A 17,116-nucleotide genomic window follows, 5' to 3' on the forward strand; every position below is an offset into this window, starting at 1 on the left:
AGATGGAATGCAGGAAGGCTTGTTCACGCTGGCCAAGCTCGACGACTTCGTACCACCAGACCATCCACTGCGAGCCATCCAGGGGCTGGTCAATGAAGCGCTGATCGGCTTGAACGGGCTGTTCAACACGATCTACGCCGAGACCGGGCGAGCGTCGATTGCCCCCGAGAAGCTGCTGCGGGCAATGTTGATCCAGGTGTTCTTCTCCGTGCGCAGCGAGCGGCAACTGATGGAGCAGATTCGCTACAACCTGCTATTTCGTTGGTTCATTGAACTGGCCATCGATGACGAGGTCTGGGACCACTCAGTCTTTTCCAAGAACCGTGATCGCCTGTTGGAGCACGCCGTCGTTGGGAGCTTCTTTGCCTAGGTGATGCGGCGGCCGACAAGCGCAAGCTGCTGAGCAAGGAGCACTTCTCGGTGGACGGCACGCTCGCCGGTTGCCGCAAGCGGGGCGTGACGCCGCACGTGGCCAGCCACACGACTCGTTCGGGCGGGAACGCCGTCGATGGACGAACGACTCGTCACGCTGGCTACGCTGCCAGCCAGGTCGTGCGCAAGCGTATCGAAGAGCACTTCGGCTGGGCAAAGACGGTCGGGCGGAGACGACAGACGATGTATCGCGGACTCCAGCGCGTCGACCAGCAGTTCAGGCTCACCATGACGGCCAGCAATATCGCGCGGACGGCTCGAATACTGTGCATCGGACCTCAAGAGGCTGTGCGATGAGCCGCCGAACGGCCCCCCCGGTCGACGCGTGGCCGGCGTACGCCAAGCCTCATCGGTCGATGCTGACAGCCAAGTCCTCGCTAATCTGCCTCCAACCGCGTGATCAAGCTCACCAATTGACGTGCACAACGTCGAATTTCAACAGCCTGCAAAAGAGACGACAGCAGCGCGGGGCGCAGCGGCGCGCGAACTCGATGTGCAAGAGAACGTGCTGCGCAAGTGGGTACGCGAGGCTGCGGTCGACCCGCTGCAGGCGATCCCCGGTCAGGGCGTGTGAAGCCCGAGCAGGTCGAGTTGGAGCGTTTGAGGAAGGAGAACGCCAAGCTCCGGATGGAGCGCACCCTACTGAAAACAACGGCGACCTACTTCGCGCGAGAGATGTGAGATTCGGCTTCACGGCGAAACACCGAGGGCCCGGCCGGTGTCGACGATTCGCGAGGCCCCCCGGTGTCTCGCGGAGCGGCTTCTACGCGTGGCTCAGCAGGCCTCGAAGCCAACGCCGTCTGGAAGACGAAGGGCTCGGCGGCCATACGCCGCTGCGCAAACGCATCGATATCAGCATTATTTCTATAGAGGAAATTCTGCGTCTCCGATTCGAGCGCTTTCGCTAAGGCATCTCGTCTGAGACTCGCCGCAAGGGCAAGCGAACCAGCAAGCCTAGTGGACGAACCATTCAACGAACGACCTGGAGAACAGAGTATGAAGACCTTGCACATCCTCGCTGCTGCCGCCCTGACCCTTTTCGCTGCCGCTGGCGCCCAAGCCGAAACCTACGAAGGCGTGCACACCGCCGTTTCGACCAAGAGCCGTGAAGAAGTCCACGCCGAGGCCATGCGCACCGCATCGGCTCCGGACCAGAACGTGACCCGCGGCTCGCGCGGCCCGGAAACGGTCGCCGTGTCGAAGGAGCGTTCGATCGTTGAAGCCGAAGCCGTTCGCACCGCCTACGCTCCCAACCAGAACGTGACCGCCGGCTCGCGCGTCAACAGCAAAGTGATCTCGAACATGCAGCACCCGATGGACGTGGACGTTCAAGCCCAGCAAGGATCGAGCGCCGTTGCCAAGTAAGTGAAGCGGCCCCTTGTGGCTTATTGAAACTGAAAAGGGGCCGCTCGAACCCCGCCGATACGTTGTGTAGCTAAGTGGCCTGGCCACGTGGGCTTTTCTCTCTTCAGATTTTCCGTCATCTTGGATGTGGCCTTGTCTCGTTCGGGCGCACGTCATGCTGCTGCGCCAACTCGGCCAGCGTCTCTGCCTCGAACGGCGGCCAGCGCCACCTGCGCTTTGAACGCCGCTGAGTGCGTGCGGCGGGGGGCTTCTTCTCATCTTTTCTCAAATCTTCGTTGGCGAGGACCTCGCCCTCAGGAGCAGTCTCCACACGTATCGGCCTGTGCAAATTTCCGGGGCCAGCGCTGCAGGAAATAACCGCGCACGAGTAGAAAAGTTCGTGCTGTCGATGCTGGATAAGTATGCAGTTAAGACAAGCCAGATGACGATTGAATTCTTTCGATCGTGTACCTGTTCAAGGAAAACACAGCCCACCGGGCAGATGCTTTCGATCCATGAAGACATATAGATCACGCGATACCGCGTTGCAAGGGAAATCCGTCGCAACGCAATCCGGCCTCGCGCTCCGCGAAAATTTCCGTAATTGGCTCGGAATCGAAAGTCGCCCAAAGGGAGTGGGAAGATTGCGATCGATGGACGTTCGCTCTGTCTCGAAGACTGGCGGATGCACTTGAAAACTCGATGGTTCGATGAGAAAAATTTCTCCCGGCAGGCGGCACAAGGGATGACGGCAGGAGAATCCGGCAACGGTATATTTGCCTTTCTCGTGATCTTGATGGCAGTCGCTGTGTCGATATTTCTTGGGCACGAGGCGCGGCAGGCGGCGCAGTTGCTCGTATTGGCTATCCCCATGATTGCGTGGCTGCTATGGCCGGTGGATTCTGTCGGATTGAATCGATTTCGTACCGTGACCGTAACGCTCTGGGTACTTGGATTTTCTTTCGACGGGGCTGCTCGCCAATACCTAATGGCGTCCTACGGAAGCGCACCCGAGGCATCGGTCATCATCGGCGCTAGCGCAAACACGAACGTTCGAGAAGCGCTCGAATACCTATCGACCAACTGGCGATCGCTCGGTATCTCATGCATGTGTGTCGTGGGAACGTTGTTGCTCGTGGGCCATTTTTCAAGCAGAGGCCGGCGCAGAACGTCAACTGGCCTCTCGCGGTCGAAAACTATTCTGATCATGCTCCTACTTCTGGTCAGTGCTGTCGCCTATTCAAGCAAACCGTGGCGCCGCAACCTTCCGCTGATCTATTGGATCACTTGGGCTGGATCCGTTAGCACTCTTCGCGAAAGCTGGAGCGACTTGGATGACGTTCGTAGGGTCTCACTCCAGCGTGCAATGGCCGTAGCCCCGGTACTCAACCGCAGCGGGCCGGCGACGGTCGTGCTTGTGATTGGTGAAAGCATCAACAGAGACAACATGTCACTGTATGGCTACGGTAGGCCCACTACCCCAGGCTTGATTGCTGAGAAAAAAGTACTGGGCGATAGCCTCATGGTTGTCCGAAATGCATGGTCTGTTGACGCCAGCACCTTGCCGGCCCTACGGAACATCTTCAGGTTCGGAATGCCTTCTACTGAAAATCCACAGCATTTGCTCGCACTCGCGAGAGCGGCGGGCTACAAAGTCTGGTGGCTGAGCAACCAAGACGACATTGCAATCGAGCAGGAGCACGCGAGGCTGTCGAATGTCTTCATAATGCTGAACCGAAAACCTGGCCGCTCCTCAACCGCACTTGACGAGAACTTGCTAGACCACCTCGACGTGGCACTTCGTGACGCCGCACCACACAAGCTGATTGTGGTGCACATGATTGGCGCTCATCCTCATTACGCGCTTCGCATTCCACCAGGCACCGGGCCCGCTCGCGCAAGAGAGGATCAGGTTGAGCTTGATCTGGTGCGTAAGAATCGCCCCATCTGGCTGCGACGGCTTCGCAATCAATATGACGCAGCCATTCAATATCACGATTTCGTTGTCGCCAGATCTCTCCAAATGACTCGTCGCATATCCTCCAGCGACGGTTACCTTGCTTGGATGTACCTCTCGGATCATGGCCAAGAGGTGGGTCACGAGAGCAATCGTGCAGGGCACAGTTCGACAACCGCCGCCGGTTATCGGATTCCTACTCTCATCTGGTCGAATCGTCCCGCAGATCTATTCGCCTCCGCCAAGGCGGAGCGAGCTTTCCGTGGAGATTGGAGTGGCTGGACGATCACAAATCTGTTGCATCTTCAGTGGCCAGGAGATAGACCGGATCGGAATTTGTTGGACGACTCCTATCGTTGGAGATTTCCAGAGCTACCGGTTGTTCGACCTGTCGTTGAACGAGCATCGCTCGGCATGCATTACCAAGTCGAAATGAGATCGAGTGAGTAGCTCGGTTCAACTTTCGAAGGGCCTGTCTTCATCTACTCTTCGTGACGGTACTCTTTTCGACGCTCACGAAATTTCCCCTGGCTCTTGGTTGACGCGTATCCGGATACGGTGTCGCCCAAGCCGATCACTGCGCTGGATGCCCGTGAGAGTGATGAAATCTGATCGCGGGGACGAACATCCCATTCGCGTGATCTCTGTCTGCATTGCTCGCAGACCATCAGCTCGAACGCCTGCTGCGCAACCGGTACTCGCGCGTCATCCCTTGCGGCCTGTAGATCAGCATCAGGATCAGCCCCACGCCGATCAGCATCAGGCGCAGCGAGGCCAGCTGGCTGGGGCTCAGCCACGAGACGTAGTCGCTGAGGAAGCGTGTGCCTTCCAGCAGCAGGATCACCGTGCCCGCGCTCAGCAGCACGCCGCGATGGCTGCCGCGCCCGCCGATGATGACGGCCATGAAGGCATAGGCCGTGATGATTGGGCCGAACTGCGTGGGGTCGATGTAGCGGTAGTAGAAGGCATGCAGGCAGCCCGCGACGCCGACGGCGGCGCCGCCCAATGCGAAGAGCTTGAGCCGCATGCCGAGCACGTTCTTGCCGAGCGTCGCGACCACCACGGGGTCGTCGCGCAGCGCGCGTGCCGTGCGCCCCAGCGGCGAACGCGCCACGAGTTCGAACACCGCGAACACCAGCGCCAGCAGGACGACCGCCAGCGCCAGGAAGACCGTGTCGTCCTCCACCGGCCGCGGGATGGCGGAGATGCCCAGGCTGCCGCGCGTAAGCCAGGACTCGTAGGTGATCACGAGCTTCAGGCTCTCAGCGAAACCCAGGGTGACGATGGCGAGATAGTCCTCCGACAGCCGTATCGAGATCAGGCTCACCAGTGCGCTAGCCAAGGCCGTCAATGCGACGGCCGCGAGCATGGCCAACCAGGGATTCCAGTGCAGTTGCGTCGCCATCTGCGCGCACAGGTAGGCGGCCAGCATGTAGAAGCCGAACAGCCCGAAGTTGACTAGGCCCGTCAGGCCCCACTGCATGTTGAGCGCCAGCCCCGCCAGGCTGGCGATGGTCACGAGAACGAGGATGGAGAAGAGATACGTCGTCATTTCTGGACCCATTTGCTGCCCAGCAAACCGGACGGCCTGACGACCAGCAGCAGGCTGAGCACGGCAAACGCGACCAGCGTGCGATAGTGCGGAGGCAGTACGAGTGTGGACAGTTCGGCGAATACGCCCATCACGAGCGCACCCGGAATGGCGGCCAGCGGATGGGTCAGCCCGCCGAGGATCGCCGCCGCGAAGACCGGCAGCACGTAGTTCCAGCCCATCTGCGGATCGAGTGTCGTGTCCAGCCCGATCAGCATGCCTGCGATGGCCGCCAACGCGCCCGACAACAGCCAGGTGATGGAGACCACGCGCTGGCGCGAGACGCCCCGCGTGGCTGCCAGCGATGGGTTGTCGGCCACCGCCCGCATGGCGCGGCCGAGGCGGGTGTAGCCGAAAATCAGGCCGATGAGCAGCAGACTGGCCAGGCTCATCGCCGCGCCCAGCAGTTGCTCGTGATTGACCCGCAGCCCGGCCCAGCGCAGTGGACGGGCCACGTCGACCGCGTAGCCGACCGGCGTGTTGCCGGCGAGAAAGCTCACCGCGTTCTCCAGCACGAAGGACACACCCATCGAGGCCACCAGCAGTGTGATCGTGGAACGGTCGCGCAAGGGCCGATACACCAGGAAGTCGATCGCGACCGCCAGGAGCGCGGCCAGGGCGGTGCCCACGACAGCGGCCCACGGCAGGCTCAGGCCCAGGGCCGTGTTGCACCAGTAGATCAGGTAGGCCCCGACGGTCAGCATCGCGCCGATGGAGAAGTTGGCGAAGCGCAGCACGCTGAACGTGAGGGCCAGCGCCAATGCAGGCAAGGCCACCAACATGCCCGAGACCAGGCCGTTGAACAAGAGCTGCATCATTGGCCGCTTCCCAGGTAGAGGTGGTGCAGGCCTGAGTCGGCCGCAAGTTCGGTGGCGGCACCCAGCCGCCGCACCTTGCCGGCCACCAGCACCAGGCCGGTGTCGGCCACGGACAGGCCCAGCCGCACGTTCTGCTCGATCATCAGCAGCGTGACGCCGGTCTGGCGGATGCGGCGGATGACCACGAACAGCAGTTCGGCATTGCGTGGCGACAGGCCGGCCGAGGGCTCATCGAGCACCAGCAGCGCCGGCGACTGCATGAGCGCGGACGCCATCGCCACCATCTGGCGTTGTCCGCCGCTGAGCAGGCCCGCCGAGGTTCGCAGGTGCGGCCGCAGTTCGGGGAAAAGCTCAAGCATCGCGTCCATGCGCGCGCGCAGCGGCGATGCGGCGCGCGCGGACTGCAGGAACTCGCCGCTCATGCGCAGGTTGTCCGCCACGTCCATGTTGCGGAACACGTTGTTTTCCTGCGGCACGTAGGCCATGGCGCGCTGCGCCCGCGCGGGCGCGTCCAGCCGGCTGATGTCCTGCCCGGCAAGCAGCAGGCGGCCCTCCGAGAGCGGCAGCAGCCCCACCACCGCCTTGAGCAGGGTCGACTTGCCGGACCCGTTCGGGCCGATGATGGTCAGGGCGCTGCCCGCGGGCAGTTCCAGCGCGACTCCGTGCAGGATGTTCTTGCCGTGGTAGCCGGCGTGAAGGTTCTCGATCGAAAGCGATGCAGTCATTCAGCCTCCCAGGTAAGCCTGCTGCACGCGCGGGTCGGCCGTGACGTCGGCGAAGCTGCCCTGCGTCAACACCGTGCCTTCGGCCAGCACATAGACGGTGTCGCACAGCGCGGCGATCATCTCCATGTTGTGCTCCACGATGGCGAAGGTCATGCCTTCCTGGCGCAGCGTGCGGATGAAATCGACCAGTTCGTCGATCAGCGCCGGGTTGACGCCCGCGGCCGGCTCGTCCAGCAGGATGACCTCCGGGTCGCGCATCAGCGCACGGCACAACTCGAGCAGCTTCTTCTGGCCGCCCGACAGGCTGCCGGCGGGCTCGTCGAGCAGCCGGATCAGCCGCACGCGGTCGAGCAATGCCACGGCGCGCTCGCTGGCTTGCGCCTCGGCCCGACGGACCTTGCCGCGTCCGAAGAACACCGATCGCATGGCGTCGCCCGGATGGTCGGGCGCCGCCAGCAACAGGTTCTCGAGCACCGTGAGGCTATCGAGCTCCCGCGACAACTGAAAGGTGCGCGCGATGCCTCGCCGAGCCCGGCGATGCACGGCCAGCCCGGTGATGTCCTCGCCACCGAACAGCACCTGCCCCTGGTCGGGCTTGAGTGTTCCGGCGAGGACATTGAACAAGGTCGACTTGCCGGCGCCGTTCGGACCGACGATGCCGGTGATGAGCGATGGCGCGATGGCCAGCGTCGCCTTGCGCAAGGCGGCCACGCCACCGAAGGCCAGAGACACGTCCCGGGCGACCAGCCGGGCCTGCGAGGCCGGCGCACCGGCCTGGCGTTCGATGACTGCAGCCCTCATTACTTGAGCACGTCCACCAGTTCGTTCACGCCATTGCGGATCACGAAGTGGCCGAACTCACGATTGAGCTGGTCGCCGGTGGGCGTGAAGGTGAACTGCGACCCGGCGCCGCTGTAGGCCACGGCCTTTCCGGCGCGCAGGGCCTTGAGCCCGTCGACCGGGTTCTCGACCTTCGTTCCGATGCCGCTGGTCACCTGGAGGATCGATTTGGAAAACACCTTGGGATCGGCGCTGCCCGACTTCTCGATGGCCAGCGCGAGGACGGAGATTTCATCCCACACGTTGGACGGGAAGATCGCCAGCGTGTTCGGCGCGATGCCAGCGCGGCTCGCGAAGGTCTTGTAGGCGGTAGAGTCCTTGGGCGGGATAGATTGCACATGATGAATGCCTTCGGCCACGGCCTTACCGACGTTCTTGATGAAAGCACCTTCTGCGTCCGCTGCCGAAGAGTTCGCGTAAATCTTGCTTTTGAAGCCACCGCGGTAGACCTCGCGCGAGACCGCGGAAAGGTCTGACAGATAGCTGGGCAGGAACACCGCTTCGGGGTTCTTGGCGAACACCTTCTCCACCTCGGCGCGGTACGACGGCTGGTTCGGGTTGTAGTAGACGACGTCGAGAATCTCGCCACCGCCCTTCTTGAATTCGTTTACGAAAGGCGGAACTATGCTGAGCGTAAAAGGTGTCTGCAACGCCAGCACCGACACCTTGCGTGCACCGTCCTTAGCGACGGCGCGCGCGAAGACCTGGCCCCAGTCGCGGCCGGTGGCCTGGAAGCGCCAGACCAATCCCTTGTTATCGCCCTGGGTCACCTCATCGCCCGAGCCGGTCATCAGCAACGGCACACCTTTTGCGATAGTCAGCGGCTTGATCGCCATGGCGACTGCGCTGCTCCACACGCCGACGATGGCAGAAACCTTGGACACTTCGAGCAGCTTGTGCGTCGCTGCAACGCCGACCGTCGGATTGCTCTCGTCGTCCTCAATCACGATCTCCAGCTTGCGGCCGTTGAGCACGCCGCCAGCCTCGGCATTGATGAACTCGGCCGCCTTCTTCGCGGCATCCGCCATGCCTGCGCCGTAAGCACCGCCGCTGCCACTCAGCGACGCCAGCACACCAATGCGGATGGGCTCTGCAGCGGACTGGGCCAGGGCGGCATGCGGCGCAGCCAGCAGTGCGAGGCCTCCAACGGCAAGTGCCAGCGCGGCACGCCGCGAGATCGGGTGGAAACGGGTCATCAAATACTTCTCGGTTGCGAAACTTCGGTGGCCGGCACGGACGTGTCGTCCTCTCCGATCTGAAGGGCTTGGTTGAAGCGGTTGAAGAAACCGCACAGGGAAATACGCAACGTCAGCTCGACCACTTGGGCCTCGCTGAAATGCGCGCGAAGACGGGTCATGAGCTGATCGCGGATGCGTTGCGGTGCCTGCGTGACCGCGATCGCGTACTCAACGACCACCTTGTCGATTGGCGTCAGTTCGGGGTGTTCGGCGAAGTCGAGTAGGTTCAATGCGCCTTCGCGCGAAATCCCCTCCACCGACAGCCGCGGTGCATGGTTGTCGACGCAGTAGGTGCACTGGTTGAGCAGCGACACCACCACGACGGCCATCTCCACGTAGCGATAGGAAACGCCCTCGCGCGCCTTGAGTTCGAGCAGCATGGCGTACAGGTGTTCGGCCGCAGGGCGCACATGGGCCATCACGGAGAACTGGTCGGCGAAGGCGGTACCGCCACCAGTGAAACGCTCGAACAGATCTTTGAACTGCGGGTCGAAGGAAGCGGGGTCCAATTCGGAAACTCTGGGCATGTCGGTGCTTTAGAAAAAAGTCAGGAGATATGAAAGTCGGCAGCGCGTGGCCGCCGAAGGTCGGTGTTCAGCCGTTCCGGCGAGAGGCGGCACGATGCGGCTGTCGGCGAGAGCGGCCCGCTGCTTTAGCAGCTTCGCGTGCAGAGTTCCAGGTTCATACGTCTCCTTGTAGGCGCCGCACGTCTGCAGTTCGGGAACCGGCAGTTGAACGATGGGCTTAACGCAGCTCCTCAATGAAAGCATTGAGGCGAATTTCTTGAGTCATCGGGAAACCTGCCTGCATCGCCCCATCGCGGCTTCTGCTCGCAACGAACAATGTTTGTAGTGGAAACGTTCAATTGTGTCTTCGCATACGACCGAACAATTCAGTCCACTTGCTCTCATTCGTAGCAAGCTTAGTCAGAACACTCATAAGCCTCCTGCGCCGAACTGCGAGAGGTCACTTCATAGTCGAAAACTTGAGGGGATCGGTGGCTTTTGCACATTCGAACGGGCGCGCGGAGGGCTTGAATGCACGGGAGCATCCAGACGCTGAACTCGTCAACACGATACTGGATGCTGCCATCGAGACGGTGGCTGATACCAACAACCGGCCCGTCGTCCACTCTGATCGTGGCGCTCACTATCGCTGGCTCGGTTGGCTATCGCGGATCAGCGACGCGAAGCTGGTTCGCTCGCTGTCTCGCAAGGGGTACTCGCCAGATAACGCGGCGTGCGAAGGCTTCCTCGGCCGGCTGAAAACGGAACTGTTCTGCCCTCGGGACTGGAGGGCCGTCACGGTCGAGCCGTTCATCAAAAAAGTTGATTCCTACATCCGCTGGCATAACGAAAAGCCGATCAATATCTCCCTTGGCTCTCTGAGCCCCATCGAGTACTGAGAGAGTCTTGGACTTGCGACGTAAAACCAGTCCAAGTTTTTATCCGCACCTCTCAGGGTCAGAGATCGTCGGAATCCAACAGGCTGGTGGTGCATACGTCGCTACGCGGACGCGTCGATGTCAGCATTGTTTCTATAGAGGAAATTCTGCGTCTCCGATTCGAGCGCTTTCGCTAAGGCATCTCGTCTGAGACTCGCCGCAAGGGCGAGCGAACCAGCAAGCCTAGTGGACGAATCATTCGACGAACAACTTGGAGAACTGAATATGAAGACCTCGCAAATCCTCGCTGCTGCCGCCCTGACCATTTTTTCTATCGCTAGCGCCCAAGCAGAGACCTACGAAGGCGTTCATACAAAGTTCAAATGTCATTGAACACTTGAACGGGTCTGAACCATGTATCGAAATCTAGCCTGGCTAGCGCTGGGTGCCTTCGCCATTGGAACGGAAGGCTTCATGATCGGGGGAATTTTGCCTGGAATGGCGAAAGATCTCGGCGTATCCGTCTCGGCTGCAGGTCACCTCGTTACTATGTTTGCGCTGGCCTACGCCGCCGGGACTCCGCTAATCGCGGTGGCGACGGCGAGAGTTCCACGCAAAACGCTTCTGCTAACCGCGATGGCGGTTTTCGCGGCGGCCAACCTCCTTGCTGCCTGGGCGCCGAACTATTTCGTTCTTGCTTTCGCACGCATCCTTCTAGCCCTGTCAGCCGGAACCTTCATGCCTGCATCGGCAGGCTATGCTTCGATGGCGATCGCACCCGAGCGTCGCGGCCGCGCGCTCTCCTTCATCTACAGCGGAATGACCATTGCGCTGGTGATAGGTGTTCCTTTTGGCACGCTACTCGCTGCACATTTTGACTGGCGATCCACATTCGAAGCGGTCGCACTGATCTCAGCAGTTGCATTGATCGGAATTTGGCTGAAACTGGAACCTGTCCCGGCCCCGCCTGCAGTCGGGCTGTCCGAAAGAATCTCCGTTGCCCGCCGACCTGATGTTCTGGCGGTACTTGCACTCACGGTCCTTTCTCTAGCCGGTGCGTTTGCAGTCGCCACCTACCTCGGGACCTATTTCGAGACGATTTTTGATGTGGCGCCACGAAACGTCGCATATATATATCTCGTCTTCGGCTTGGCGGCCGCTGTCGGGAACGGCTGGGGGGGATATGCCGCCGATCGCTGGAACCGTCGAAGATTTATCGCGGCTGCTACAACCGCTATGGCATTCGCATTCGCAATGCTATCCGCGCTAGCGATGTTCCCGTCCAGTCGTGGATCTTTTTGGGCTGCAATTGGATGCGTCGTTTTGTGGGGCGTGTCCGGCTGGGCATTGCCGTCTCTTCAGCAAGTTCGACTGGTCCAAATCGATCCCAAGCTTGCACCTGTTACGTTGTCGTTGAACTCTTCAGCGACATATGTTGGAGGTGCGTTGGGAGCCGGGATCGGCGCTGCCGCCATCGAATTTACCTCCGTCACGTCGATCGGCGTGGTAGGAGCTTTCTTTGCGCTTGCGGCTTTGGCCCTCCTTCTCGGGACGTCGAAAGAAAACGGTCTGGCAAACGGGCCACAAGGCGGCATCGACCGCGCGCGGACGTAACCGGGAAAACTTGGTCATCTTGAAGATTACCAAGTTACTCACAGTGTGGTCTGCCGGGGGTGCGGATAAAACTTGGACTGGTTTTATGTCGCAAGCCCGAGACGTTGTCGGTATTCGATGGGGCTCAGAGAGCCAAGGGAGATATTGATCGGCTTTTCGTTATGCCAGCGGATGTAGGAATCAACTTTTTTGATGAACGGCTCGACCGTGGTCGGCCCTCCAGTCTCGAGGGTAGAACAGTTCCGTTTTCAGCTGACCGAAGAAGCCTTCGCACGCCGCGTTGTCAGGCGAGCGCCCCATGTGCGACATCGAACGAATCAGCTTCGCATCGGCGATGTGCGATAGCCGTCCAACCAGCGATAGTGAGCGCCAAGCGATTCGGCATTTGACAAGAGATCTCATGGCGGGAAAGAGCGAAAATTTCTTCGTGAATCTTCAGAAAGATGATCTCGCCCAGCTTCATGAAGCTTTGAATCCTACGATCAAACCGTCGCTGAGTCGAACAAAATCCGTCCTGCTTCTGCTTGTTGTATCGGCCTGTGGCCGAGCCGAAGCCTGCCTGCTAGGCGCGGAGGCCTGCGCTCGGCCACGCAGCTGTGACGCCCAAGCCGATCACTGCGCTTGATGCCCGTGGGCGCGATGCAATTTTCTACGAACATCCACCGGCCTTTGCATGAAGGCCGCCGCACACACCGCGAGGCCCGATGATGACCAGTACTACGGCCCGCCGACCCTGGCTGTCGCGGCTGCTCTTTCTGTTCGGCCCGCTCTTCCTGTTCGGCTTGCTACTGTCTCTGAGCGATGTTTTATACCGGCGGGCTACTGCACTGGCGCCGGTATTTCCGTTCTCACCATGCCACAAGGTATGGGGACATCGCGGCTACGCAGCCATCGGTGGAGAGAACAGCCTGCGAAGCATGCGGGCAGCTTACGGGAGAGGCGCAAGCGGCGTGGAGATCGATATTCTCTTTGACCAAAAACTAGACGACTTCGTGGTCTCGCACGACCGGCCCTACACGTTGTTCGACGGCGAACCGCTGAAGCTCGAATCGGTACTGTCAGAGTTCACAGATAGCGGATTTTTCTGGCTAGATGCCAAGGACCTGCGCAAGCTGTCACCCGCCGCCGCGCGCAGGGCGACACAACGACTGGCAACCCTAATCCAGCGCTACCGACTCAAAGAACGGGCGGTGGTCGAGTCGAGTAACCCGCTGTACCTGTCCTGGCTGACCGACCGCGGCATCTACACGAGCTATGCGGTGAGCCCCAACGACCAGAAATACGGTGTACTAGTGTCCGAACTGAATACGGCCATTATGAAGCTGGCCTATGCATTCTCTGGGGCCGGCGCCATCTCGATGAGCGCAGCCCGGTACACGCCGGTCACTGCCGCGAACTTCGGTCGGGTTGCTGTCCTGCTATCGACAGTAAACGACGCCAGCATACTGCGGCACCTGTCCACGATCTCCGAGGTGAAAGTCATCCTTTCGGATGACGATCACTACGCAATCACCGCTTGTGCCCGACCCGCGGTTCATTAGTGACCGTGCTGAAAGTGCCAGCATCTCGATCATGAACTACATGCTCCTGGCCGCCTCCGTCATAGCCCACGCCTTGACCCTTCCTCGACTTCAAGTACAGCAAGAAGTTGATAACTTTTAGAGTACGGAGAAAGGAAATGAGAGGTGGCGATGCGCTTAGGCGGAAATATGCGAACGAGATCGAAGCGATCAGGCTGTCCGTCTTGGTGAGCGGTCACGAGGCCGCGCGAAGATTGGGGATTCCATTGGCGACGTTGAGCACCCGGTCGATCAGGAACCTATGCAACTGGGACACTGGTGCGAACCTTACCGGTCGGCACGACCTGTTTGAGGCCGTAACCTGTGCGCTCGTCCTCTGCGGAGATCAGCCGCATCATGGCCTCGCGCAACTCGGAAGACATGGATGTGCTTGTGTTCGAATCACGAAAGAATCGCATGGTGGCTCCCGCCACGACATCGGCAATCTGCACGCCCACAACTTCGTGTGATTGGCCTGGATCAAGGGCGTCCACCTGCTCGACGCGGTCATCGAATCGGGACGTGTAGGGCAAATCCATCTTGCTGCGCATTCGTTCAGCAGCAGCCTTATCCTGACGCAGAATACTCCCCACCTCGAACTGTTGATCGTGCACCAGCCTGATACCGGCCAAGCGGCGCCTGTAGTAGCGATTCATGCGGGCGTAGATGCTCGTGAATGAAGTCAGGTTTAGCAACATCCAACCCTGCTTTGAATGTCTATTGAGTTCTGGAGGAGGGAGAAAGTTCAACCAAGGGTGATGCTGAGCAACACTCAGCTCGCGATACTCGGCTTCCACCACTTCGACCATGAGACCGAACCCTTTGGCGACCTGCGCTGCCGCCCCTTCATAAGTAGTTTTCGTAGCCAAGTCGCGCAGGCTGGAAAACGATGCACGAAGTGTCGCCCCCCCCGGCATTAAGCAAGACGCGACGAAGCTGTCTAGCACACGCCCACTTGCATGGGCGTTCAAGAAATCCGCGACGGCATTCTTGAGGAACTCAAGCCGCATCGACTCGGGATAGCCAAGACAAGGGGGTAGAAGCTGGAATGACGCGATGCACGTGCAGATGAAGTAACGCTTGTCGACCACCTCGACGAAAAGTGGAGCCTGCTGGTCAAGCAGCGCGTTGATCACAGCCGCAGAGAACTTTGGCTTTGACACTAGTGATTCGAATTTTAGTTCGCCCGACGGAACGCGGTAGCGATCGCGCAACTCTTTGATGCGCTCATCCCAATCGTATCCATCCTGAAGCCCGACGCCCGCCAATGCAAAGTAAGGTTTCCCTTTGAAGTCGTAGCCTATGCCACCGTTAATCATGGCACCGCTGTGGCCGCTTTCATTGATATAGATGGTAATCACTATGTTGGGGATTCTTCCGCTCTATGCGACTCGGATAATTCCCCCATAGAGAACTCTTTGTTTCCAACATGGACACAGTCCGTCCCACCGCTGCGGTCGCGCGCGAGACCCATGAGTACACATCGCTCGCGTACGCATCGCTCGCCGCGGCTCTCTGCCTCAAGGGCTCAATGAATCTCGTCGACTCCTCGAAGTATCCGAATGCTCACGCGCTACACCGCATGCTCGCCATCGCGGATGACGTAGTGGTACGTCGTCGCACGCCCGACCGAATCGGTCACGGTGGTCGTGCCGTTGGCGTTGTGGGCCAGCGCGCACGAGCACCACGGGGCGACGGTGCCGCAGGGACGCAACGTAGCGCGGGCGTTGCGGCTGGCCTGCTGCTGGCCGCAGCCTTGCCGGCGCAGGCGGCGAACTACATCGTGAATAGCGAGGCAGATCTTCATGCTGCTATCGCTTTGGCGAATGCAGATCCCGACCCGAGTTCGACAATCACGCTAGGCAGCAACATCGCCATCGGCACGCCGGCCGCGCTGCCGCAGATCACCAAGCCGCTGTCGATCGCCTCGGGCGGCTTCCTGCTCGCGAGCATCGGCAATGGCCTATTCAACGTCGCCCCCACCTCGGCGCTTACGCTCGATGGCTCCTTCAACAATGCCGGCCCCCTTGGCGTGGCCGGCGGCAAGCTGGTGCTCAACGGTGGTACCGTCACCCAGACCGGAGTGATCACCGCGACGGGTGGTGAGCTGTGGGTACAGGGTGGTGCGCAGCTGCCCGACTGTGCTGGCAAGCGCCGCGAGCCTGTGCTGCAGCCACGCTTCGCGTGGCCCGATCCTTGAGCAGATCGCGCTCGTCGAGGGGTGGTAGGAGCCACTCAGGTAACTGAACGCCGAGGTCCTTCCGGGGTGCCGTTGGCCCGAATCAATTCGCAGCCGGCGGCCTTACTCGAGCGAGTGGATCGGCCCGAGAGCTTCGTACTCAATGCCGTTGAACCTGAAGAACTGCGCCTGCTTGAGGGGGCGCAAATCCGCAGGGGTCGTATTGAGGCTGATCCCGGGCAGCATCAGCGGCAGGCGAACCGCCTTGAGGTTCGACGCGATCTTGTGGATGTTCTCGCGGGTCAGATCGTTACCAGCCAATCGGATCACCTCGGCAGTCGCCGCTCCCGTGTTGTACCCGGCGGTGTAGATGTCATCGGTGATATCTACGCTCGGGAGATACTTGGCGAGGAACTGTCTGTAGGCCTTGACCTCAGGCAGACCTTCGAACTCCTTGGCGCTGACGTTCGGCCTCCATGTCGCCATGATCACGCCTCTGGCACTCTCGAGGCCCACGGGCGCGAAAGATGCCTTCGGCGAAGAGCCACCTGCGCTGACATAGATGACCGGATCCCACGAGAGTGCGCGGATCTTGCGCAACGCCAGGGCACTCATCTTGGAGATCGTCACCATCAGCACCGCATCGGCGCCGGAGTTCTTCATCGCGATGATCTGCGAGTCGATCGTGGGGTCCGCCACCGTGTATGTTTGCTCGGAAACCACCGCGATGTTGGTGCCGGCAAGCTTCGATTTGAACCCACTCAGAACCGCCCGCCCGGCCTCGTCGTCCTGATAGATCACCGCAACCCTGGCATTGGGTTTGGTCTGGGACAGATGCCTGGCCCACGAACCGCCTTCAAACTCGTACGTTGTCGCGAGGATCAGCGTGTACGGGAATTTCTTCGGATCGGTCAGCTTGGAGGCAGCAGCAGCCAGGAACAGCTGCGGCACCTTCTTCTGGTTCAGGTAGGGTGCGACCGCAAGTTGCGTGCTGCTGCCCATGCCGCCGGCCATGAATAGCACCTTGTCGGACTCGATTGCTTTGCGAGTCGCCTCGACCGTGCGCGCAGGTTCGTAGCTGTCGTCGTAGGTTATCAAGTTGATCTTGCGGCCGTTGATACCTCCGTTGTCATTGACCATCTTGAAGTAGGCGGCCATGGCCTTGCCAGTGCCACCCCAAGCCGATGCCGGTCCGCTTTGCGGACTCGTATGCCCGATGCGAATCTCGGTTTCCGATGCCCCTTCGTCGTACTTGCTCTTGTTGTTTTGGGCGCCCACGCTCAGGGCCGCAAATGCGGCCAGCGAGGCCAGAATACGCAATGTCGTTTTCATGCATGTCTCCTTCGTTGTTGATGGCTATGCCGATGCGGTGCCGCAGGTCCGTATCCGGGCAGACTGATCGCCGCCTGCCGATAGGGGCAGCCTGAAGGCCGGT

The 17,116-nt window shown here is 60.4% G+C and carries 13 protein-coding genes and 5 pseudogenes; 9 read left to right on the forward strand and 9 right to left on the reverse strand.

All coding sequences use genetic code 11. From position 1 onward, the window contains the following. Positions 1 to 7 precede the first annotated feature (7 nt). From CLU95_RS04385 to CLU95_RS04395, 4 genes and pseudogenes are all read left to right on the forward strand, one after another. Positions 8 to 729: pseudogene (locus CLU95_RS04385) on the forward strand (transposase). A 115-nt stretch (positions 730 to 844) separates the two neighbouring features. Further along, positions 845 to 1,250: pseudogene (locus CLU95_RS31395) on the forward strand (transposase); the annotation flags it as partial. Positions 1,251 to 1,428: 178 nt separating this feature from the next. Further along, complete coding sequence (locus CLU95_RS04390) at positions 1,429 to 1,797, forward strand: DUF4148 domain-containing protein (RefSeq protein WP_099790782.1); 369 nt, start codon at positions 1,429 to 1,431, stop codon at positions 1,795 to 1,797. Between the two features lie 664 nt (positions 1,798 to 2,461). Then, positions 2,462 to 4,183, forward strand: a complete 1,722-nt coding sequence (locus CLU95_RS04395; RefSeq protein ID WP_257214534.1) for a sulfatase-like hydrolase/transferase — start codon at positions 2,462 to 2,464, stop codon at positions 4,181 to 4,183. Positions 4,184 to 4,400: 217 nt separating this feature from the next. Here the strand turns inward: CLU95_RS04395 and CLU95_RS04400 are convergent, their stop codons facing one another. The 6 genes from CLU95_RS04400 to CLU95_RS04425 are packed head-to-tail and all read right to left on the reverse strand — an operon-like array spanning position 4,401 to position 9,472. Further along, positions 4,401 to 5,285, reverse strand: a complete 885-nt coding sequence (locus CLU95_RS04400; RefSeq protein ID WP_099790784.1) for a branched-chain amino acid ABC transporter permease — start codon at positions 5,283 to 5,285, stop codon at positions 4,401 to 4,403. Then, on the reverse strand, positions 5,282 to 6,142 hold the full coding sequence (locus CLU95_RS04405; protein ID WP_099790786.1) for a branched-chain amino acid ABC transporter permease: 861 nt from the start codon (positions 6,140 to 6,142) through the stop codon (positions 5,282 to 5,284). The genes CLU95_RS04400 and CLU95_RS04405 overlap by 4 nt, the downstream gene beginning before the upstream one ends. Continuing rightward, positions 6,139 to 6,867, reverse strand: a complete 729-nt coding sequence (locus tag CLU95_RS04410) for an ABC transporter ATP-binding protein (protein ID WP_099790788.1) — start codon at positions 6,865 to 6,867, stop codon at positions 6,139 to 6,141. Before CLU95_RS04410 ends, CLU95_RS04405 begins: the two co-directional genes overlap by 4 nt. After that, complete coding sequence (locus tag CLU95_RS04415) at positions 6,868 to 7,668, reverse strand: ABC transporter ATP-binding protein (RefSeq protein WP_099790790.1); 801 nt, start codon at positions 7,666 to 7,668, stop codon at positions 6,868 to 6,870. Then, a complete protein-coding gene (locus CLU95_RS04420) occupies positions 7,668 to 8,903 on the reverse strand; it encodes an ABC transporter substrate-binding protein (RefSeq protein WP_099790792.1) in 1,236 nt (411 codons plus the stop codon). Before CLU95_RS04420 ends, CLU95_RS04415 begins: the two co-directional genes overlap by 1 nt. Next, positions 8,903 to 9,472, reverse strand: coding sequence for a carboxymuconolactone decarboxylase family protein (locus CLU95_RS04425; protein WP_099790794.1), 570 nt, complete (start codon positions 9,470 to 9,472; stop codon positions 8,903 to 8,905). Before CLU95_RS04425 ends, CLU95_RS04420 begins: the two co-directional genes overlap by 1 nt. Positions 9,473 to 9,996: 524 nt before the next feature. Between CLU95_RS04425 and CLU95_RS04430 the strand changes: the two are divergent. The 3 genes and pseudogenes from CLU95_RS04430 to CLU95_RS04440 all read left to right on the forward strand — a co-directional run. Then, positions 9,997 to 10,350 (forward strand): annotated as a pseudogene (locus CLU95_RS04430) (IS3 family transposase); the annotation flags it as partial. Positions 10,351 to 10,614: 264 nt separating this feature from the next. Further along, positions 10,615 to 10,698 (forward strand): annotated as a pseudogene (locus CLU95_RS31075) (DUF4148 domain-containing protein); the annotation flags it as partial. A gap of 45 nt (positions 10,699 to 10,743) precedes the next feature. Further along, positions 10,744 to 11,943, forward strand: coding sequence for an MFS transporter (locus tag CLU95_RS04440; protein WP_099790796.1), 1,200 nt, complete (start codon positions 10,744 to 10,746; stop codon positions 11,941 to 11,943). 83 nt (positions 11,944 to 12,026) lie between these two features. Here the strand turns inward: CLU95_RS04440 and CLU95_RS04445 are convergent. Next, positions 12,027 to 12,314: pseudogene (locus tag CLU95_RS04445) on the reverse strand (IS3 family transposase); the annotation flags it as partial. 333 nt (positions 12,315 to 12,647) lie between these two features. Here CLU95_RS04445 and CLU95_RS04450 point away from each other — a divergent pair. Continuing rightward, the gene (locus tag CLU95_RS04450) at positions 12,648 to 13,484 is read left to right on the forward strand and encodes a glycerophosphodiester phosphodiesterase (protein WP_143605957.1); all 837 of its coding nucleotides are present in this window, start codon (positions 12,648 to 12,650) and stop codon (positions 13,482 to 13,484) included. Positions 13,485 to 13,762: 278 nt separating this feature from the next. Here CLU95_RS04450 and CLU95_RS04455 read toward each other — a convergent pair whose 3' ends face one another. Further along, positions 13,763 to 14,863: a DUF3800 domain-containing protein gene (locus CLU95_RS04455; RefSeq protein WP_143605958.1), complete on the reverse strand. Its 1,101-nt coding sequence runs from the start codon at positions 14,861 to 14,863 to the stop codon at positions 13,763 to 13,765. A 68-nt stretch (positions 14,864 to 14,931) separates the two neighbouring features. Between CLU95_RS04455 and CLU95_RS30565 the strand changes: the two genes are divergently transcribed. Further along, positions 14,932 to 15,702 carry a hypothetical protein gene (locus tag CLU95_RS30565; RefSeq protein ID WP_180288538.1) on the forward strand — a complete coding sequence of 257 codons (771 nt, stop codon included), beginning with the start codon at positions 14,932 to 14,934 and terminating at the stop codon, positions 15,700 to 15,702. 102 nt (positions 15,703 to 15,804) lie between these two features. Here the strand turns inward: CLU95_RS30565 and CLU95_RS04470 are convergent, their stop codons facing one another. Next, a complete protein-coding gene (locus CLU95_RS04470) occupies positions 15,805 to 17,013 on the reverse strand; it encodes an ABC transporter substrate-binding protein (RefSeq protein WP_099790805.1) in 1,209 nt (402 codons plus the stop codon). Between the last annotated feature and the right edge of the window lie 103 nt (positions 17,014 to 17,116).

Source organism: Variovorax sp. 54 (assembly GCF_002754375.1).
Classification (GTDB): Bacteria; Pseudomonadota; Gammaproteobacteria; order Burkholderiales; family Burkholderiaceae_C; genus Variovorax.